The organism is Streptomyces sp. KPB2, assembly GCF_003950055.1.
In the GTDB taxonomy this organism is placed as follows: domain Bacteria; phylum Actinomycetota; class Actinomycetes; order Streptomycetales; family Streptomycetaceae; genus Streptomyces; species Streptomyces salinarius.
In genome coordinates this window covers 5,120,123-5,138,279 of the sequence record NZ_CP034353.1, presented here as the reverse complement: position 1 = coordinate 5,138,279, position 18,157 = coordinate 5,120,123, and the positions used below count along the sequence as shown (strand labels likewise).

The window sequence follows — 18,157 nt, the reverse complement described above, 5'->3', positions numbered from 1 at the left end:
CCGGCGCACTCCCCAGCCCCTCCTCCTCCGTCGAGCCATCGAGAGCGGACCGCAGACTCATGAGCGACACCGGCACGGACTCCCCCACCACACCTCCGGCACCCACCACCGCGGCCACCGGGACGCCCGCGCCCCTCGCGGGGCGTGCCTCCCCGCCCCCGCACCCCGGCCGCACCCTCGCGCTGACCAGCGCCGCCACCGCCGTCGCGCTGATGACGTACACCGCACCGCTGGTCACGCTCCCCGACACGGCCGCCGCCCTGCACACCCCGCTGTCCGCCCAGGCCTGGCTGATCAACGGCACCCCGCTCGGCCTGGCCGCTCTCCTCCTGGTGGCCGGCAGCCTGGCCGACGACTACGGGCGCCGCCGGCTCTTCGTCTCCGGCACGCTGGCCCTCGGCGTCACCACCGTCCTGGGCGCGCTGGCCTCCACGACCTGGCTGTTCACGCTGGCCCGCATCGCGCAGGGCGCGGCGAGCGCGGCGCTGCTCGCCAGCAGTCTCGGCCTGCTCGTGCACGCCTTCCCGACCCCGGCCGGGCGGCTGCGCGCGACCGGCGTGTGGGGTGCCTTCGTGAGCGGCGGGATAGCGGTGGGCCCGGTGCTCGTCGGGGCGATCCAAAACTGGCGGCTGGCCTACGGCGTGCTCGGCGCCGCCGCGCTCGTGGTGGCGGGTCTCGGCGCACGGGCGCTGACGGAGTCGCGTTCACCGCGCAACGGGCGGCCGGATCTCGCCGGGGCGCTGACGTTCGGACCGGCGCTGATCGCGCTGGTGGCGGCGCTGACGCTGGGCCGCGACGGGTGGCTGCGGGCGCCGGTGGGCCTGCTGCTGGCGGCGGCTGTGCTGCTGGCCGGGCTGTTCGTGGTCGTGGAGCGTCGCGCGGCCACCCCGATGATCGACCTGTCGCTGCTGCGCCGCCCGCTCTTCCTGGCCTCCTCCGCGGGCGGGCTGTTCACCGGCCTGTCGGTGATCGGGCTCTTCAGCTTCCTGCCGACGGTGCTTCAGCGGGCGCTCGGTCTGTCCCCGATGGACACGGCCCTGCTCTCCCTGGTCTGGGCCGGCCTCGCCTTCGCGGTGGCCCTCCAGGCCCGCCGCTTCGCCCCCCGGGTCTCCCCTCGCCACCAGTTGGCCGCCGGTTTCGCCCTGCACGGGATCGGCGTCCTGACCATGCTCGGCGCGGTCGACGCGGGCTCCTGGGCACGTCTGCTGCCCGGCCTGGTCGTGGCGGGCGTCGGCAGCGGCCTGCTGAACGCGGCGCTGCCGCTGCTCGCGGTGGAATCGGTACCGGCGGCCCGGGCGGCGATGGGCTCGGGCGCCCAGCAGACGTTCCGCTACATCGGGTCGTGCGCCGGGGTCGCCCTGACGATCGCGATCGCGACGTCGGCGGGGAGTCCGGGGGCGGGCACGGACGTGGCGCTGTGGGTGTCGGCGGGGCTGGCCGCGGTGGCGGCGGTGCTGGTGGGGGCGGTGCGGGAACGGCACTGAGCGGCACGGCGCCTCGCCCGCCCGTGCCCGGTCCGCGGCCCCCGGGTGGCTGACCCTTGTCACCTCACGGCAGTACGGTGTCCCCCATGCGCCCCGACACGCCCGCCGAAAACGTCGACCACGCCGCCGAGGCGGCCCGCCTGGAACGGACCGCCGGCCTCTACCCCGAGGACGCCGAGGCCCTGCTGCTGCGCGCGGCGGCCCACCTGGAACTGTCCGGCGACCGCCCGGCCGCGACCAAGCTCTACGACCGCCTGCTGTCGCCCTCCGAAACGGCCCCCGCGCCCCTGGACAACCCGTCCCTGGTCCGCGCCCTGAAGGCCTCGAACCTCTGGGAGTACGACCACGAGGCGGAGGCCAGGGCGATCATCGACGGCGTGCGTGCGGCGGCGCCGCGCGACCCGGCCCCCTGGGTGATCGTGGCCGAGGCCCTGGAGTCCCACGACGAGCTGGAGGCGGCGCACGAGACGTTCACGGAGGGCGCCCGCCTGCTCCTCACCGACGTACCGGAACCCCCGTACGCCACGCACCCCCTCCTCTACGGCCGCCACCGCGTCCGCCGCATGCTGGGCCTGGCCCACGACGAGTGGGACACCCTGGCCGACACCCTGCACTCGATGCCCATCTCCCTGGACGAGCTGCACGACCCCAAGCGGGTCTGGTCCCTGGGCTCGGACAACCCGGCGGACCTGGAGGCGGAGATCTCCCGCCTCCGCGCCGAGCTGGGCGCCTACCGCGAGGCCCTGTCCCGCCCCTTCCCGGTGGCCATGCTCCACTGGCCGGCCGGCGAGCTGGCGGAACTGATCGAGGCGTACCCGCCCCTCGCCGCCGAGTACCCGTCCTACGAGGACCACCTGGCGTCGATAGAGGCGGCCCTGCGCGAACTGGCCTCCTCGGGCACCCCGAACCTGGGCGTGGTCCCGGGCACGGTCCCGTCCTACGAGGCCTTCGCGGCGTCGGAGGGCATGTCCCCGGCCGACCCGACGCTGCTCCCCCAGTACGCGACGACACTGGCGGCCCGGGGCCTGGCGACGGCGTGGCCGCCGCAGCGCGGGGCGGCGTGCTGGTGCGGGTCGGGGCGGGCGTACGGGGAGTGCCACGGGCGGTAGGAAACCGGCGCGGGGCGTACGGGGAGTGTCACGGACAGCAGGAAACCGGCGCGGGGACCGATGAGTTCCGGCGCCTCCGGTCGTCCACCGGCGCGAGAGCCTCGCCGACAGCGGGCGGGGCGTCGTCACCCGAGCCGACCGAGCAGGGCCCGCGCGACACGGTGATCGGGAGGTGCGGGGACGCACGGGGGGACGCGCCCCAACGGTGGGCGCCCCCAGGTGACGAACGCGTTCGTTACGATCGGCGTATGACTGGCAAGCGAGTACCGATCAGCCGACGCGAACGACCCGCCAAGCCGGCCCTGACCCGGCGGGGGATCGTCGAGGCGGCGGTGCGGGTCATGCGGTCCGAGGGGCTGGAGAAGGTGACCATGCGGCGCCTGGCCCAGGAGCTGGACACCGGCCCGGCCTCGCTGTACGTCTACGTGGCCAACACCGCCGAGCTGCACGCCGCCGTCCTGGACGCGCTCCTCGGCGAGGTGGAACTGCCCGCCGACGGGTCCGGGACCGGCTGGCGCGAGGACCTCGTCGCGGTCCTGACCTCCTACACCCGTCTGCTCTTCGAGCACCCGCAGCTGGCCCGCTCCGCCCTGGTCGCACGCCCCAGCGGCGCGAACTACCTCGACCTGGTCGAGCGTCTCCTCCTGCTGCTCTCCCGCAGCGGCGCCCCGCGGGAGCAGGTCGCCTGGGGCGTGGACAACCTCCTTCAGTACGCGACCGCCACCGCGGCGGAGCACGGCACCCAGGAACGCGACCCGACGAGCCAGGACGACTGGGACGCGCTCACCCGCGCCGCGCACGGCGTGGACGAGGCCGAGCACCCGACGATCAGGGCACACCTGCCGGCACTGCTGTCCGGCACCCAGGACGCCCGGCTGTCCTGGGGCTTCGACCTCGTGATCAACGGCATCCTCCACACCCCCGTCCCGGACACCACCGGCTGAATCCTCGCCGACCACCACTCCGGACGGCTGATCCGCGCGAAGGCGGGCGGAAGGGGCACTGCGCCCCCATGGACGAACTTGTTCGTCACGAACACGTTCGTTACGCTGGAGAAGCAGGCCGTTCAAGACGGCCCCTCAGCCCCAGGAGGCCCCCATGAACACGCATCACCCCATCGCGATCATCGGCGGAGGTCTCGGCGGCCTCACCGCCGCCCGTGCCCTCCACGTCCACGGCATCGAGGCGGTCGTCTTCGAGCTGGAGCCGTCCCGGGAGGCCCGCACCCAGGGCGGCATGCTCGACATCCACGAGGAGAACGGCCAGAAGGCCCTGCACGCCGCCGACCTCCACGACGGCTTCCTCGAGATCGTCCACGCGGGCGGCCAGGCCTTGCGCCTGCTCGGGCGCGACGGCACCGTTCACGTCTCGCAGGAGGACGACGGCACCGGCGGCCGGCCCGAGGTCGACCGCGGCGACCTGCGCGACCTGCTCCTCGACTCGCTCCCCGCCGGCACGGTCCGCTGGGGGAAGAAGGTCACCGGCGTTCGCGCCCTGGACGGCGGACACCACGAGGTGACCTTCGCCGACGGCTCGGCCCTCACCACCGACCTGCTGATCGGCGCCGACGGTGCCTGGTCGCGCGTGCGTCCCCTGCTCTCCGGCGCCAAGCCCGCCTACACCGGGATCTCCTTCGTGGAGACCGACCTGCTGGAGGCCGAGAGCCGCCATCCGCGCAGCGCGGCCGTCGTCGGCGGAGGGTTCTTCATCTGCCTCGGCGACGAGCGCGGCCTCCTCGCCCACCAGGAGACCGACGGCAGCCTCCACGTCTACGCCGCCCTCAGGACGGACGAGGGCTGGCTGGACACGGTCGACTTCTCCGACCTGCCGACGGCCAAGCAGGCCGTCCTCGCCCGCTTCGAGGGCTGGGACGAGGCCCTGCGCGGCCTGATCGCCGACGCGGACACCATGATCCCGCGCCGCATCCACGCCCTGCCGGTGGGCCACCGCTGGGACCGCGTGCCGGGCGTGACCCTGCTCGGCGACGCCGCCCACCTGATGTCGCCCTTCGCCGGCGAGGGCGCGAACCTCGCCATGTTCGACGGCGCCGAACTCGCTCTGGCCATCGCCGCCCACCCCGGCGACACCGAGGCCGCCCTGACCGCCTACGAGGAAGCCCTCTTCCCGCGCAGCGAGGCTTCTGCCGCCGACTCCGCCCAGAGCCTGGACACGATGTTCAGCCCGCAGGGCCTGGAGAAGACGACGGCGTTCTTCACCGCCGGCCCGTCGGCTTCGTAACCGGCTCCCACGGCGTCGACGGAGGCACCCGCGCCGTCGAAGCCCCCCCGCCCGGGGCCAGGGCCCAGAGTCGTCAGTTGATGATCTCGGCGCGCCCCTCCAGACGCATCGCGTCCAGCCGCTCTCGCCACATCCGGAGGGCTTCGGGCGTCTGCCGCGTCCAGTCGGTGACCTCACCGAGGACCCGGAGCGGTTCCTTGCTCCGATAGGAACGGGTGGGATTGCCGGGGAACTTCTTGTCGGTCACGTTCGGGTCGTTCTCGAACTTCCCGGTCGGCTCGACGGCGTACACCCGCGGTTCCCCGTCCCCGGCGGCAAGCTCGGCGGCGAGCCCCGCACCGTCACGCAACGCGGTGAAATAGATGTGGTTCATCAGGATCTCGGGCCGGTAGTTCGAAGGGAACCCGGCGGTGAGGTGCTCCCCGACCCGCAGATCGGCCTTCGTACCGTGGAAGAACGGCCCCTCGTCCAACACCTCGTCCATTGCGGCAGGTTACCAATCCGACCGCGATCCGTTCCGGCGTGCGGGCGATCAGTCGGCCTCTTCCCAGTTGAAGGCGGAGCAGGTGTCCTTCAGGACCTTGCGGCTGCCGTACTCGCCCAGACAGACGCGGTAGCTGATCCATCCGTCCTCGGGGATGTTCATGTTGGCGTCGAGTCTGTGGTACTTGCCGTAGTAGTTCCAGGCGCGCAGGTAGTCGGTGCCGTTCTCGTCGGAACGCTCGTACTCCACCACCACCGAATGCCCGTCCGCAGCGTTGTCCCAGACCAGCAGGTGATCGCCGTCATGGACGAACGATGCCGAGCCGGCACAGCTGTTGGCGTAGGTGCACCGGTCGCCCTTGTGCGGCGCGGACTCGGTGGTCACGGTGTATTCGACCGCCGAAGCGGTGCCCGCCAGGGGCAGTACGGCCAGAGCGGCCGCACTGGCGGCGCCGACGAACGCGGTGCGCTTCTTCATTGCGGTGATCCTCACGTTGATTGCCCTCATGGGTTCCGGCAGCGCTCCAAAATTCACCCGGGCCGCATTCCGCATGCGGGACACTGCCCGCCCCGGGCGGTCACAGACTGCCGCGCGCCAAAGACCCGAACAACGACCGGCTTCGCATGATCGGATAAGCCCGGGGTTATCGGTTGCCCGAATGGGCGACGGGCCCTCTCGATCGTCCGGCAGCTCTCGCGGGTCAGCCGCTCGCTACCGGAGGCCCTTCGGGCCTCTACGGCGGTCACCGGCTGCGCTGTTCATCCAGGGACGAAGGCGGCGGACGGCGCTCCTCCTCGGAAAGCCAGTCGTCGCCGTGCACCCAATGGCAGGATCTCCGGCACAATGGCAGCGTGTCCAAGCCCGTCCCCTCCTCCGCCTCCGTGTCCGCCCGCATGAGCCGCCAGGGTTCCCGCGACACGGCCCCGGAGATCGCGGTGCGACGACTGCTCCACGCGTCGGGCATGCGCTACCGCGTGAACGTGCCGGTGCCGGGCATGGCCCGCCGCACGATCGACATCGCCTTTCCCCGGGCCAAGGTCGCCATCTTCCTCGACGGCTGCTTCTGGCACGGCTGCCCGCAGCACGCCACGCAGCCGAAGTCGAACGCCGAGTGGTGGCGCACCAAGCTCGACAAGAACATGTCCCGCGATGCCGAGACGACCGGTCACTTGCAGGAGCAGGGGTGGACGGTGCTCCGGTTCTGGGAGCATGAAGCACCGGTGGATGTGGCCCATCGGGTCGGAAAGGCGCTGACAACGGTCAGGGACGCAAGCGTCGACACCCCTTAGGCCACCGGTGTCGGCGAGTCGGCCCCTTCGACTGGGGATTCGCGGTCGGTGCGCCGGCTCACCCGGCGGGCGTCGGCTTGTTCGGGGACCATGGAGGTAGGGCGGATCGCGCAGGGCGGCGGTCTCGGCCGGTGGCTACGGTGTTGAGGAGTGCGCCGTGGTCGCGACGAAGCGATGCCAGGAGCCGCTGATGTCCGGGAATCCGAGCGAGGCGCAACCGCCGGTCGTCGACCGCGCGACGTTCGAGCGGCAGCTGGAAGGGCTGCGGGTGAGGGAGAAGGCCCACACCAGGGAGGGCGACGCGATCGCCGCGGCGCGCCGCAGGCTTCCGATGGTGGAGGTGGCCGCGGACAGTCCGCTGCTGGGGCCGGACGGTCCCCTGACGCTCCTCGACGCGTTCGAAGGACGGCGTCAGATGATCGCCTACTACTTCATGTGGTGGCCCGGACGGTCGGCCGCAGAGCAGTGCGAAGGCTGTACCTGGGTGATGAGTCACGTGGGCGAGCTGGCGTACCTGCACTCCCGCGACATCACGTTCGCCGTGTTCTGTCAGGGGCGGAACACGGCCTACGGCTTCGGGGACGCGCGGACGTCGTACGAGGAGAGCCTGCGCTACCGCGCCTTCATGGGCTGGACGATGCCGTGGTACTCCGCCCAGCCCTCACTCGGGTCGCTTCTTGCCGGCCGGGAGCCCGGTCTGTTCCACCTGGTGTGCTACCTGCGCGACGGCGACCGTGTCTTCGAGACGTACTGGACCAGGCGTCGCGGGGCCGAGGCGGCGGACTACAGCTACGCGCTCATGGATCTCACGGCGTTCGGGCGTCAGGAGGACTGGGAGGACTCACCGGCGGACTGGCCCCGCCTCGGGCACGCCACGCGGACCCTGGGCGGGGCTCCCGACTGGCCCCCGCTGCGGGAGTGGCCGGGCGGACGTCCTACGGCACAGTGGCCGCGCCTCGACGCCGGACGCTCCGACGAGCTGGGCGCCCCCGGCGCCGGCACAGGCGCCGACACCGGCACCCGCGCCGGCCCGGCGGCCGAGCCCGGTCACTGTCACTGATCGCGTGCGGTGTCCGGGCGGGGCCGCCGTCAGACCCCGGTGAGGTCGAAGGTTCCGGAGCCGTCCTGCCTGCCGCTGGAGTACTGGCGTATGAACTCGCCGTCCGCGTACCGGTCGTAGCCCATCATGGAACCGGTGTACTTGTTCTGCACGCCGATCTTCGAGCTGCCGGGGACGTCGCGGTAGATGTAGAACCGCTGGAGGTCGTCCTCCGCGCACGGGACCGTCATCAGGACCGCTCGTTCGGTGGACGCGTTCTGCTCGGCGACGGTCGCGCAACCGCCGTTGCCCCAGTTCCACAGGGACGCCTCGATGACGCCGTTCCGCTCCGTCACGTCGCACAGGCGCCAGTTGTCCAGGTGGGCGCTGAAGATCGACGAGGGCCGCAGCCGGACGCCGTCGTCCGCGAGGAGCGGTGCGCCCCAGGACAGGGGCTTGCCGGGTACGGCGATCTTGTAGGCCTCGGTCGAGCAGTCGAGGGCCGTCCGCGTGGTGCTCGCGCTCGCCGTGGGCCGTTGGGTGGAGGTGCCGTCGGCGGGAGCCGGGCGCGGGGCGGGGCTTTCCTGCTTCTGCCGCGCCGTCGGCGCGACCTCGCCCGCCGGGTGGTCGGCCCGCGCGGCCGCCGAGCCGCAGTCGAGGAGGGCTTGCGCCCGGGCCATGATGCTGTCGGCGGGCACGCTGTCCTGGCAGCGCACCGCGCCTTCCTCAAGGGTGGTGAAGGTGGTGAAGCTGCCGCTGCCGGACCCCTCGGTCCACTCCAGCGCCCAGCTTCCGTCGTCCTGTTGGGTGCGGTTGCAGTTGAGGCTGCCGTACGTGCCGGTGACCTTCTTGGTGCCCTTGTAGAAGCCGTAGTAGCCCGGCTGGGTCAGGTTCCAGGTGACCGAGTTCGACTCCTTGCTGGTGGAGGTGTATTCGAGCTTCACGTCCAGGCCGACGGTCGCCTTGACGTTGCTGAGCGCCTCGGTCGCGAAACTGGTCTCGATCGTGTCGTCGAGGCCGACGGAGACCGTGATGACCGTCGTGGTGTCGGTGCTGACGGTCTGCTGGCCGGTGGTGCCCTCGGTGACGTACCAGCCCTTGAAGTGGGTGATGGTCGGGGACACTTCGGTGGTCTTGATGTACGGGTGGCGGGTGCCGAGGTCGGCCGCCGTGCAGGCGCCGCCGGGCCGGGCCTCCGTGGTCCGGGTGGGTCCCGCGGCGGCCGGCTGGGCGGCGAGGCTCAGGGCGGTGACCGCCCCGGCGGCCGCGGTGGCGGTCGTCGCCATGAGTAATCTGCCGATGCGACGGACGGGTCCTGTGGAACGCATCGTTGTCTGTTCCCCCCTGGTCGTGTGGGTCCGGTCGGGGGGTGAATGTAACGGCCACACGGTGGGGTGGTGTGAGGGCCGAACTGGCCACAGATCGTGACGGAGGGGCCTATTCCGCCCCTGGCGACCAGGGAGCGGACCGCACGTGCGCGACGCTGTGCCGGTCACGGCCCTCCGGCGGCCCGCCGGCCGCCTTGCCCACCGCGACGATGGAGACGATCGCCCAGTCCGGGTTCGGGTCCAGCTCCTTGGTGAGCGCTTCCAGGTCGAAGGCCCGGAACTGGTGCGTGGCCAGTCCCATGGCCTGCGCCTGAACGGTCAGGTGGGCGACGGCCTGGCCGAGGTCGTAGTCCGCGAACTCGGAGTAGGACAGCGTGCCGTCGACGTGCCGGCGCGTCAGCGTCACGACGAGCAGGCTCGCGTCCGTCGCCCAGCGGGCCGAGCTCGGCGCGAGGTGAGGGAGCAGCCGGTCGTGCTCCGGTTCACCGGGCCTGGCGGTGAAGAAGGCCCACGGCTGGGAGTTCCCCGCCGACGGCGCCCACCGCGCGGCTTCCAGCAGCAGCCCGAGGGCGTGGTCGTCGACAACGGCCGTCGGATCGAAGCGGTAGGGGCTGAAACGCCCGGCCAGCAGGGGGTGTATGCCGCCGGGCGGCTGCGGAGAGCGGTGCATGCTCCGCCGCAACCGGCGACCGCGAGCGCGTATTCCGGCCGGTGCGGGCGCACTCCCGCGGCGGGCGTCACCGCACGTCGGGTGCGCTCTCCCCGGGCGGGGCCCGCCTCGGCTGCGGGCCGGCCTCCGTCAGTCCGTCACGAACTTCAGCAGGTCCGCGTTGAACTGCTCCGCGTGACTGACGTAGAGGCCGTGTCCGGCGGCCCGGGTACTCGAGGTAGGTGCACTCGGGCAGCAGCTCGGCGGTGCGCCGTCCGGTGAGCTCCACGGGGGCGGAGAAGTCCGCGTCGCCGTGCACGACGAGTGCCGGTACGCCGATGCCGCGCAGTGCCGCGCGGTTGTCGGCGTGGAAGCAGGACTCCTGCGTCTTCAGCATCGCCCACGGCGCGGTCGACAGGCACTGTCGGTAGGTGACGTCCATCTGCTCGGGTGAGACGTCGCTGCCGAGGTGGGTGGTGAAGTACAGCTGGGTCTGGCGGGCCAGCCACTTCGGCCGGTCAGCGCGGACCGCCGCGACGAGACCGTCGAAGGCCGCCTGGGGCATGCCCTGCGGGTTGTCGTCGGTCTGCTTCAGGAGCGGCAGGGTGGCGGAGAGGAACACGGCCCGCGCGACCCGGTCCTCGCCGTGCCGGGCGAGGCAGCGGGCGATCTCCGCGCCGCCCATCGAGTGGCCGACGAGCGTGACGCCGGTCAGGTCCAGGTGGTCGAGGAGCGCCGCCAGGTCGTCGGCGGTGCTGTCGATGCCGTAGCCGTCGGCCGGGCGGTCGGAACGTCCGTGACCGCGGCGGTCGACGGCGACGCAGCGGTAGCCGCGCTCGACGAAGTAGGGGATCTGGTACTCCCACATGTCTGCGGGGAGCATCGCGCCGGCGACGAAGACGATCGGCGTGCCCCGGCCGTAGTCCTCGTAGGCGATGCGGGTGCCGTCGTGGCTCTCGAAGTACATCGGACCTTCCCTCCCGTTGCGCTCTGCGTGCTTCGGATACTGCACGAGGCCGGGGAGGCCGGCGATTACCCGTGAGGTAGTGCGGGCGGCCCCCGTGCCGTACCGGGGTGGGATATTCGGTGTCCGCCTGCTCCGTGAGGGCCCAGGATGGATCGCATGCGTCTGGCCACCCCTGTACTGCACACTCCCCGCCTGCGGCTGCGGCCCTTCACCGATGCCGACGGGGACCGCCTCTTCGCGCTGCACGGCAACACCCGTGTGATGCGCTACTGGGACTCCCCGCCGTGGACCGAGCGGGCACGCGCGGAACGCTTCCTCTCCAACTGCCGGAAGATGGAGGAGGAGGGCACCGGCGCGCGGGTTGCCGTCGACCGGGTGTCCGACGGGGCCTTCGTCGGCTGGTGCGGCCTGTCCGCATGGAACCCGGTCTACCGCAGCGCGTCGTTGTGTTACTGCCTCGACGAGCCGATGTGGGGCCACGGTTACGCACCGGAGGCGGCGCACGCCCTGCTGCGGTGGGCCTTCGGCACGCTGGACCTGAACCGGGTCCAGGCCGAGGCCGACACGCGCAACCCGGCGTCCGCCCGCGTTCTGGAGAAGCTCGGGTTCGTGCGTGAGGGGACGTTGCGCGAGGACTGCGTCGTGAACGGCGAGGTGTCCGACTCGTGGGTGTACGGGCTGATCAGGCGAGAGTGGCGGCCCGAAGCCGACCCGCGCTGACGCCTCCCGGCGTACGTCCGGCGATCGACGGGCGGGGAGGGCCGGGGCGTTCCGCACGCGTCCCCGGCCGGCGCGTTCCGCACGCGTCCCCGAAGTGTTTCCCCGCCGCACCTCTGCCGTTCGCCGTGCCCGGCTACCTTCGCGCTGCCCGGTCCGGCAGCAGGAGAGGTATGTCCATGAGCGCCCCTGTCCACCGCTCCTCCGAACGGCCCTCCGCAGCCACCCTGGCCGCGGCCCGGCAGCGTCGCGAGGAGGGACGGGCCGGTACGTCGTCCGGGGCCGGGACCTCGGCGGAGCAGGCCCTCCTCGGGCTCCAGTCCAGCGCCGGCAACCGGGCGGCGACCGCCACCGTGCAGCGCGCCAGGGGCCGGACCCTGGAGCGGACCCCGGGGACCGACACCGCCCGGCCCGGCTCGGCCCCCGGCGCCCGGCACGCCCCGGCCGGCCTCACGCGACGGGGGTCGGCACCCGGTGCCCTGGGCGACCGTGCCCCGCTCGGCACGGGTTCCGGCACCCGACCCGCGTCGGTCGCCGAAGTCCGGGTCGACACCAGCGCCCCGGAACCCGTCGCGGCCCCCGGGACCACCGCGGCCACCCGCTTCGCCCCGTCGGGCCGTACCCGGCGCGGCTCGGACACCGACACCCGCCCCGGCCCCACCGCCCTCACCCGACGCGGCTCGGAATCCGGCACCCACGGCCTGGAAGTCGACCCCGGCTTCCAGGAGCACGTCGACACCGCCCGGGAAGAGGCACGCACCGCCGCCGCCGAACGCGCCGCCGCCGAAGAAGCCGAACGCCGCGCCGCCCTCGCCGCCCGCTTCACGCCCTCGGGCCGTACCCGGCGCGGCTCGGACACCGACACCCGCCCCGGCCCCACCGCCCTCACCCGACGCGGCTCGGAATCCGGCACCCACGGCCTGGAAGTCGACCCCGGCTTCGAGGAGCACGTCGACACCGCCCGGGAAGAGGCACGCACCGCCGCCGCCGAACGCGCCGCCGCCGAAGAAGCCGAACGCCTCGCCGCCGAACGCGCCGCCGAAGAGGCACGCCTCGCCGCCGAACGCGCCGCAGCCGCGGAGGAGGAGGCGGCTCGCCGCGCGGCCCTCGCCGCCCGCTTCACCTCCACGGGCCGCGCCCGGCGCGGCTCGGACACCGACACCCGCCCCGACCCCACCGCCCTCACCCGACGCGGCTCGGAATCCGGCACCCACGGCCTGGGAATCGACCCCCGCCTCCAGGAGGAGGCGCGCCTCGCCGCCGAACGCGCCGCCCAGGAGCGTGCCGCCGCGGAGGAAGCGGCTCGCCGCGCCGCCCTCGCCGCCCGCTTCACCTCCACGGGCCGTACCCGGCGCGGCTCGGACACCGACACCCGCCCCGACCCCACCGCCCTCACCCGACGCGGCTCGGAATCCGGCACCCACGGCCTGGGAATCGACCCCGTTTTCCAGACGGAGCTGGACACCGCCCGAGACGCGGCGCGCGTCACGGAGGCCCCTTCGGGGAAGAAGAGTGACCGTCTGAAGGAGATCGCCGAGAACGCGGACCAGGGGAAGCGGATCCTCGATCCCGCGGACGCCCTGGGCAAGGGGGTCCAGGCGCCCACCGCCGCCGGCCTCGGCCAGCAGGCCACGGAAGAGGCGGCCGCCGCGGCGAAGCCGGACGCCACCCCGGCGGAGGCCTCCGGGGCGTCGGCGGCCTCCGTCCTGAAGCACGACGCCGCCGCCGCGGGAGTCGCCGGCGCGTCGCTGAGCGCCGGCGCGGAGCTCCTCGCCCTCGGGTCCAGCGTCGCGGACGCCTTCAGGAACCTGAAGACGTCCCTGCAGAAGAAGACGGGCGCCGGATATCACAACGCGCGGAGGAAGGCCAAGGTCAAGGCGGGCGACGCGGGTATGAGCGTCGCCAGCACGGGGGCCAACGCCGGTGCCATCGCCAAGGAGGCGATCAAGGTCGAGGGCGTGGCGAGCACCGCGGCCAGCGCCGAGGCGAGCGGTGTGCTCAGCGGCGTCGCCGGTGTGGCGAAGAGCATCCGCGCCCTCGGCAAGACCGGCGGCGCGATCCGCAAGTACCGGAACCTGGGCAAGCTCCCGGACGCCGAAACCGCCCACGCCGGACTGCTGGCCCGTCTGAAGGCTCCGGCGGACGCCGAGGAGCGACGGGCCAAAGCGGCGTACGACGAGGTCGTGGCGTTGCAGAGGGAGTCCGAACAAGGGCGTCCGCGGGAGGGGTGGCAGGCGGCGTTCGACGCCGCCGTGCGGAGCTACGAGGCGGCGGCGCACCGCGAGGCCCAGGCCAAGCTCACCTACCTCCGTGCCCTGAACGACGCGAGGACCGTGGACGGGACCAAGAAGTTCGCGCGGCGCAAGCAGGTCTCCAAGGCCGTCAAGGAAGGGATGGGCGGCGGCCTGGGCGAGGGGCTGAAGGGCGCGGGCGGCATCGCGACCGTGGCCATCGTCGCCACGGGAGCCCTGGCCTCCAACCCGGCCGGTTGGATCGTCGCCGCCGCCGGGGCGGGCCTCGTCGTCCTCACCGCCGGCTACAAGGGAGTCCGGTCGGGCTACGGCCGTTTCCAGGAGGCCCACCACCCCGAGCGCTACACGCCGCACGGCGAGGAAGTACCGGAGGCCAAGCCCACCTGGGAATCGCTGAAGCACGCCATGAAGGTCTGGAAGAAGGTGTCGAAGTACAAGCGCCAGCTGGCGGCGCACAAGCTCTACGACATGGTCTCGCGTCCCGACACCGAGCCCGAACTGCGCCGCTCCGCCCTGGATCTGCTGGTGGTGCTCAAGGCCGGCCCCACGGACCACGGGATGGATCCGAGGACGTGGCAGGAGAGCCTGATGGACCCGGCCGCCAAGGCCGACTGGATCAAGGAGATCACGGACCAGCTCAGCTCCGGATCGTGACGGAGCGGGGGCGAGGGCGGGAGCGGGGCGGGGACGAGGGGCGAGGACAAGGGCGAGGCGGGGACGAGCGGGGCGAAGGCGAGGGCGAGGGCGAGGCGGGAGCAGGGTGCCGCGCGAGGACGACCCCGCTCCCTCCAGCCGCCCGAATCCGCCGACCGGATCAGCCGGCGGCCGGCCGCTCGCCCGCCGGCCGGCCCAGCGCCTCCCCCAGCACCTCCCGCATCCCGACCGGCTCCCGGCCCAGCAGCGTGCCCAGCGTCGGGTCCGGGGCGGCGAACTCCCCCGCACGGGCGGCGGCGAAGATGCCGAGGACCTGGTCGGCGTAGTGCGCGGGCACGCCCTGGGCCACCAGGTGGTCCCGGAAGCCGGCCTCGGGTGCGGTGCTCCTCGTGAACGTGCGGCCGGTCACCTCGGTGGCGAGGGCCGCGAGGTCGTCGAAGGACAGGGCCCGCGACGCGGTGAGGGACGGGGTGGGCCCCTCGAAGCGGCCCTCGTCGGCCAGTATCGCGGCGGTCGCCTCCGCGAGGTCGGCGTGCGTGGTCCAGGCGACCGGGCCGTCCCCGGGGAGCAGGATCTCGCCGGTCTCCCGGGCGTGGTCGAGGAAGCGCGTCGCGCTGGCGGCGTAGAAGCCGTTGCGCAGTGAGGTGAAGGGGATCCCGCAGCCGCGCAGGATCTCCTCGGTGGCGGCGTGGTCGCGGCAGGCCTGGAAGTGGGAGGCCGCACCGGCACCCATCTGGCTGGTGTAGAGGACGCGGCGGGCGCCCGCCGTGACGGCCGCCTCGATCGCGGCCCGGTGCTGCTTCACGCACTCCTCGCCCATCCTGTCCACGGAGACGACGAGGACCTGCGAGGCGCCCTCGAAGGCGTGGGCGAGGCTCTCGGTGTCCGTGAAGTCGCCCCGCCGTACGCGGACGCCCCGGTCGGCGAAGGCCCGCGCCCGCGGGTCCTCCGGGTCGCGGACGCTGACGCCGACCCGCTCCGCCGACATACGGGTGAGCAGGTGCTCGACGATGCGGTGTCCCAGTTGTCCGGTGGCTCCGGTCACGATGATCATGCTGCGCTCCAATGTCCACGGTGAGTGTTCAGGGCGACGGTTCCGTTGTTTCCAATGGAAACATTTATACGGTAACAGCGATAATCACGATGGCAACACATACGCGCTATCGTTGATTCCATGCCATCCCGTTCCGACCAGACCCGGCAGCGGGTCATCGAGGCCGCCATCGGCCTGCTGACGCGCGGCGGCCGTGACGCGGTCACCACACGTGCGGTCGCCGAGGCGGCGGGGCTGCAGGCGCCGGCCATCTACCGGTTGTTCGGCGACAAGGACGGACTGCTCGACGCGGTCGCCGAGCACGGCTTCGCGAGCTTCCTCGCCGCCAAGCACGTGGACCCCGACCCGGCGGACCCCGTCCAGGACCTGCGGGACGGCTGGGACCTGGCGGTCGAGTTCGGCCTGGCCAATCCCGCGCTGTTCACGCTGATGTACACCGAACCCGCCCGGACGGACTCGGCCGCGTTCAAGGCCGGCATGGAGATCCTCATGGGCCGCATGCGGCGGCTGGCCGCCGGCGGATGGCTCCGCGTGGACGAGGAGCTGGGGGCCCAGATCATCCACGCCACGGCGCGCGGCGCCGTGCTCACCTGGCTGTCCCAGCCCGAGGACCGGCGCGATCCGGCCCTGTTCACCACCCTGCGCGAGTCCATGGTCGCCGCCGTCACCAACGAACGGCCGGCCGTCCGGGACGCCGGCCCGCGGGGCGCCGCCCGCGCCCTGCGCGCCGCCCTGCCCGAGCAGACCGTACTCAGCGACGCGGAGCGCCTGCTGCTGGACGAGTGGCTGAAGCGCCTCGCCGACGCCGGCTGAGCCACCGCCGGACCGCCTTTACCAGGACGCTGCCCTTCGGGCCAACTCCCTTTCCAGCCAAAGACGTTCGGCCGCCATTCGGGCATTTTTCGCGTCAAACCCCCGGCTGCTCCGGCTCGTAGTCACGAGGCTGCCACGACCCGTGAGCACAAGCGGTAGTGTCCCCTCCTGTACGTCGAACGCCGTTCGCGGATACGGGAGTTCGAGGTGGTCGGACCGTGTCCCGTGCCGCTTCGAGTCCGCGTCGTCGGCACCCCCTGCTCGTACCGGCCCTCGCGTGTTCCCGGGAGATCCATGTCGTGCGCCTTCGCCGTCGCCCGCCTCGCTGCTGACTCCGCAGCCCGAGGCGCCCTTCGCAGACTCCGGTCCGCTCCGGCCCGTTGAGCCCGGTCGTCATCGGGCCGGTCGGCGCCCCGCCCCTGCGCGCCGTCCCGCCTCGGCCACCCTCGCCCACACCGACGGCTTCCGATCCGTGAGGACCTGATGACTGAACTGATAGTGACCGCCACCGCCGTGCTGGCGGTGGCCGGAGTCGGGGCCGCGTGGTACTTCCGGCGCAAGGGCGAGCAGGCCCGGCGCCGGGCCGAGCAACTGCGCGAGCACGCCGACCGGCTCACCCTGCAACTCGTCGCCGCCGAGCAGTGCGTGGGGCACCTGGCCGCCACCGTGATCCCCGCGGTCGCGAAGGGCGGGCCCGGCGGTACCGGCCCCGACGGCGGGCTGCCCGTGCCGGCGCAGCTCGACGGTACGCCGCTCGCCGAGCGGCTGCGTGCCGTGCCCGGCGCGGTGGCGGCGGCGGTCGGGGACGTACGGGCGCAGGAACGGACGGCCGCCCAGCAGGCCGCGGCCCACGCCGCCGAGCAGGTACGGCAGGACACCGAGCGGCGGATCGCCCAGGTACGGCAGGAGTCCGTCGGGGTGGCCCGCGCCGCCGTGCGCGGCTTCGCCAACAACGTCGTGGCCCGCGCGGCCAAGCTGGGCCGGGCCGTCAGCCACGGCGTACGGCGGCACATCTCGGACGAGGCGTACGCGACGCTCGTGGAGATCGACCACCTCGCGCAGCAGATGCTGCTCACCGCGTCCGGGTACTCCGTGCTCGCCGGGGACAAGCTGTCCCGGCGCTGGCCGGCCACCACGTTGACCGACATCGTGCGCGCGGCCATGGGCCGGATCGAGGGGTACGAGCGGATCAAGCACCCCGAGATGGGGTCCGTGGTGGTCGAGGGCCGCGCCGTGGAGGCGGTCGTGCACGCGCTCGCCGTACTGCTGGACAACGCGCTGCGCTACTCGCCGCCCGCCGCCAGCGTCCACGTCTCGCTGGAACAGGGGCACCACGCCTGCTTCCTGATCGTGGACGACGCCGGGCTGCGCATGGACGACGAGCGGCTGCTGTGGGCGAGCGACGTGATGTCCGGCGAGCAGCGCGACGACATCACGCGCCTGGGCGCCCACCCCCAGACCGGGCTGCGCGTGGCGTCGCTGCTCGCGGAGAACTACGGCTTCCGCGTGGAGCTGACCGCGCCCAACATCTACCAGGGGACCCGGGCCATGGTCGTCCTGCCGAAGAACCTGATCGTCGACCCGGCGGCGGCCCAGCCGGCGCCGCAGGCCGTGTCCCGGGCACTGCCGCCGAAGGCGGTGGCGCATGCGGCGGAGGCGGAGGAGACCCCGGGCCGGACGGTGCCCACGGCTCCCGCCGCACCCGCCCCCGAACCGGGCCCGGCTCCGGCCCCCGCCCCTGCACCGGACCCGGCGCCCGAGCCGGCCCCCGCACCCGCTCCGGCCGCATCGTCCCCCTTCGCCGAGGCCGCCCCTTCGGCCGCCCCCGAGACCGCACCCGCCACCACCACCGCCAGCGGCCTGACCGTCCGCCGGCGCTCCCCCGCGCCCGCCCGCGCACCCCGCCCCGCCGCTCCCGACGACACCGAGCCCGGCCGTCCCGCCGTTGCCGCCGCCTGGGCGGCCGGCACCCGCAGCGGCCGGGAGGGCGAGCGGCCCTCGCCGACCTCCGCCGACGCCATCCGCACCTCCGCCGCCCACCCCACCCCTCACGACGGCGCTGACGACGAAGGAAACTGAT

At 73.2% G+C, this 18,157-nt stretch carries 16 protein-coding genes; 10 read left to right on the top strand and 6 right to left on the bottom strand.

Features of this window, described 5'->3' with window-relative positions; genetic code table 11:
* Positions 1 to 59: 59 nt before the first annotated feature.
* The 4 genes from D1J63_RS23125 (at position 60) to D1J63_RS23110 (ending at position 4,831) form a co-directional block, all read left to right on the top strand.
* On the top strand, positions 60 to 1,484 hold the full coding sequence (locus D1J63_RS23125; RefSeq protein ID WP_125631303.1) for an MFS transporter: 1,425 nt from the start codon (positions 60 to 62) through the stop codon (positions 1,482 to 1,484).
* An 86-nt stretch (positions 1,485 to 1,570) separates the two neighbouring features.
* Positions 1,571 to 2,593 carry an SEC-C domain-containing protein gene (locus D1J63_RS23120; RefSeq protein WP_125631301.1) on the top strand — a complete coding sequence of 341 codons (1,023 nt, stop codon included), beginning with the start codon at positions 1,571 to 1,573 and terminating at the stop codon, positions 2,591 to 2,593.
* A 248-nt stretch (positions 2,594 to 2,841) separates the two neighbouring features.
* Positions 2,842 to 3,537 carry a TetR/AcrR family transcriptional regulator gene (locus D1J63_RS23115; protein ID WP_125631299.1) on the top strand — a complete coding sequence of 232 codons (696 nt, stop codon included), beginning with the start codon at positions 2,842 to 2,844 and terminating at the stop codon, positions 3,535 to 3,537.
* A gap of 154 nt (positions 3,538 to 3,691) precedes the next feature.
* Positions 3,692 to 4,831 carry an NAD(P)/FAD-dependent oxidoreductase gene (locus D1J63_RS23110; protein WP_125631297.1) on the top strand — a complete coding sequence of 380 codons (1,140 nt, stop codon included), beginning with the start codon at positions 3,692 to 3,694 and terminating at the stop codon, positions 4,829 to 4,831.
* A 73-nt stretch (positions 4,832 to 4,904) separates the two neighbouring features.
* Here D1J63_RS23110 and arr read toward each other — a convergent pair whose 3' ends face one another.
* Positions 4,905 to 5,315: an NAD(+)--rifampin ADP-ribosyltransferase gene (gene arr, locus D1J63_RS23105; protein WP_125631295.1), complete on the bottom strand. Its 411-nt coding sequence runs from the start codon at positions 5,313 to 5,315 to the stop codon at positions 4,905 to 4,907.
* A 48-nt stretch (positions 5,316 to 5,363) separates the two neighbouring features.
* On the bottom strand, positions 5,364 to 5,792 hold the full coding sequence (locus D1J63_RS23100; protein WP_125631293.1) for a hypothetical protein: 429 nt from the start codon (positions 5,790 to 5,792) through the stop codon (positions 5,364 to 5,366).
* 374 nt (positions 5,793 to 6,166) lie between these two features.
* On the opposite strand from D1J63_RS23100, the gene D1J63_RS23095 reads away from it, so the two are divergent.
* A complete protein-coding gene (locus D1J63_RS23095) occupies positions 6,167 to 6,604 on the top strand; it encodes a very short patch repair endonuclease (protein ID WP_241235597.1) in 438 nt (145 codons plus the stop codon).
* A 190-nt stretch (positions 6,605 to 6,794) separates the two neighbouring features.
* Positions 6,795 to 7,664, top strand: coding sequence for a DUF899 family protein (locus D1J63_RS23090; protein ID WP_125631291.1), 870 nt, complete (start codon positions 6,795 to 6,797; stop codon positions 7,662 to 7,664).
* Positions 7,665 to 7,693: 29 nt separating this feature from the next.
* Here the strand turns inward: D1J63_RS23090 and D1J63_RS23085 are convergent, their stop codons facing one another.
* The 3 genes from D1J63_RS23085 to D1J63_RS23075 all read right to left on the bottom strand — a co-directional run bounded on the left by D1J63_RS23085 (position 7,694) and on the right by D1J63_RS23075 (position 10,587).
* On the bottom strand, positions 7,694 to 8,971 hold the full coding sequence (locus D1J63_RS23085) for a hypothetical protein (protein ID WP_125631289.1): 1,278 nt from the start codon (positions 8,969 to 8,971) through the stop codon (positions 7,694 to 7,696).
* A 109-nt stretch (positions 8,972 to 9,080) separates the two neighbouring features.
* The gene (locus tag D1J63_RS23080; protein WP_125631287.1) at positions 9,081 to 9,641 is read right to left on the bottom strand and encodes a nitroreductase family protein; all 561 of its coding nucleotides are present in this window, start codon (positions 9,639 to 9,641) and stop codon (positions 9,081 to 9,083) included.
* Positions 9,642 to 9,708: 67 nt separating this feature from the next.
* Positions 9,709 to 10,587 (bottom strand): alpha/beta hydrolase, encoded by an 879-nt coding sequence (locus D1J63_RS23075; RefSeq protein WP_241235596.1) that lies wholly within the window; start codon positions 10,585 to 10,587, stop codon positions 9,709 to 9,711.
* Positions 10,588 to 10,743: 156 nt separating this feature from the next.
* Between D1J63_RS23075 and D1J63_RS23070 the strand changes: the two genes are divergently transcribed.
* Together D1J63_RS23070 and D1J63_RS23065 are read left to right on the top strand one after the other, a co-directional pair.
* A complete protein-coding gene (locus tag D1J63_RS23070; RefSeq protein ID WP_125631285.1) occupies positions 10,744 to 11,307 on the top strand; it encodes a GNAT family protein in 564 nt (187 codons plus the stop codon).
* A 176-nt stretch (positions 11,308 to 11,483) separates the two neighbouring features.
* A complete protein-coding gene (locus D1J63_RS23065; protein ID WP_125631283.1) occupies positions 11,484 to 14,210 on the top strand; it encodes a hypothetical protein in 2,727 nt (908 codons plus the stop codon).
* Positions 14,211 to 14,370: 160 nt separating this feature from the next.
* Here D1J63_RS23065 and D1J63_RS23060 read toward each other — a convergent pair whose 3' ends face one another.
* Positions 14,371 to 15,264 carry an SDR family oxidoreductase gene (locus D1J63_RS23060; RefSeq protein ID WP_125631281.1) on the bottom strand — a complete coding sequence of 298 codons (894 nt, stop codon included), beginning with the start codon at positions 15,262 to 15,264 and terminating at the stop codon, positions 14,371 to 14,373.
* A 120-nt stretch (positions 15,265 to 15,384) separates the two neighbouring features.
* On the opposite strand from D1J63_RS23060, the gene D1J63_RS23055 reads away from it, so the two are divergent.
* Together D1J63_RS23055 and D1J63_RS23050 are read left to right on the top strand one after the other, a co-directional pair.
* Positions 15,385 to 16,077 carry a TetR/AcrR family transcriptional regulator gene (locus D1J63_RS23055; protein WP_125631279.1) on the top strand — a complete coding sequence of 231 codons (693 nt, stop codon included), beginning with the start codon at positions 15,385 to 15,387 and terminating at the stop codon, positions 16,075 to 16,077.
* Between the two features lie 483 nt (positions 16,078 to 16,560).
* Complete coding sequence (locus D1J63_RS23050) at positions 16,561 to 18,156, top strand: ATP-binding protein (RefSeq protein WP_125631277.1); 1,596 nt, start codon at positions 16,561 to 16,563, stop codon at positions 18,154 to 18,156.
* The last annotated feature ends 1 nt before the right edge of the window (position 18,157 follow it).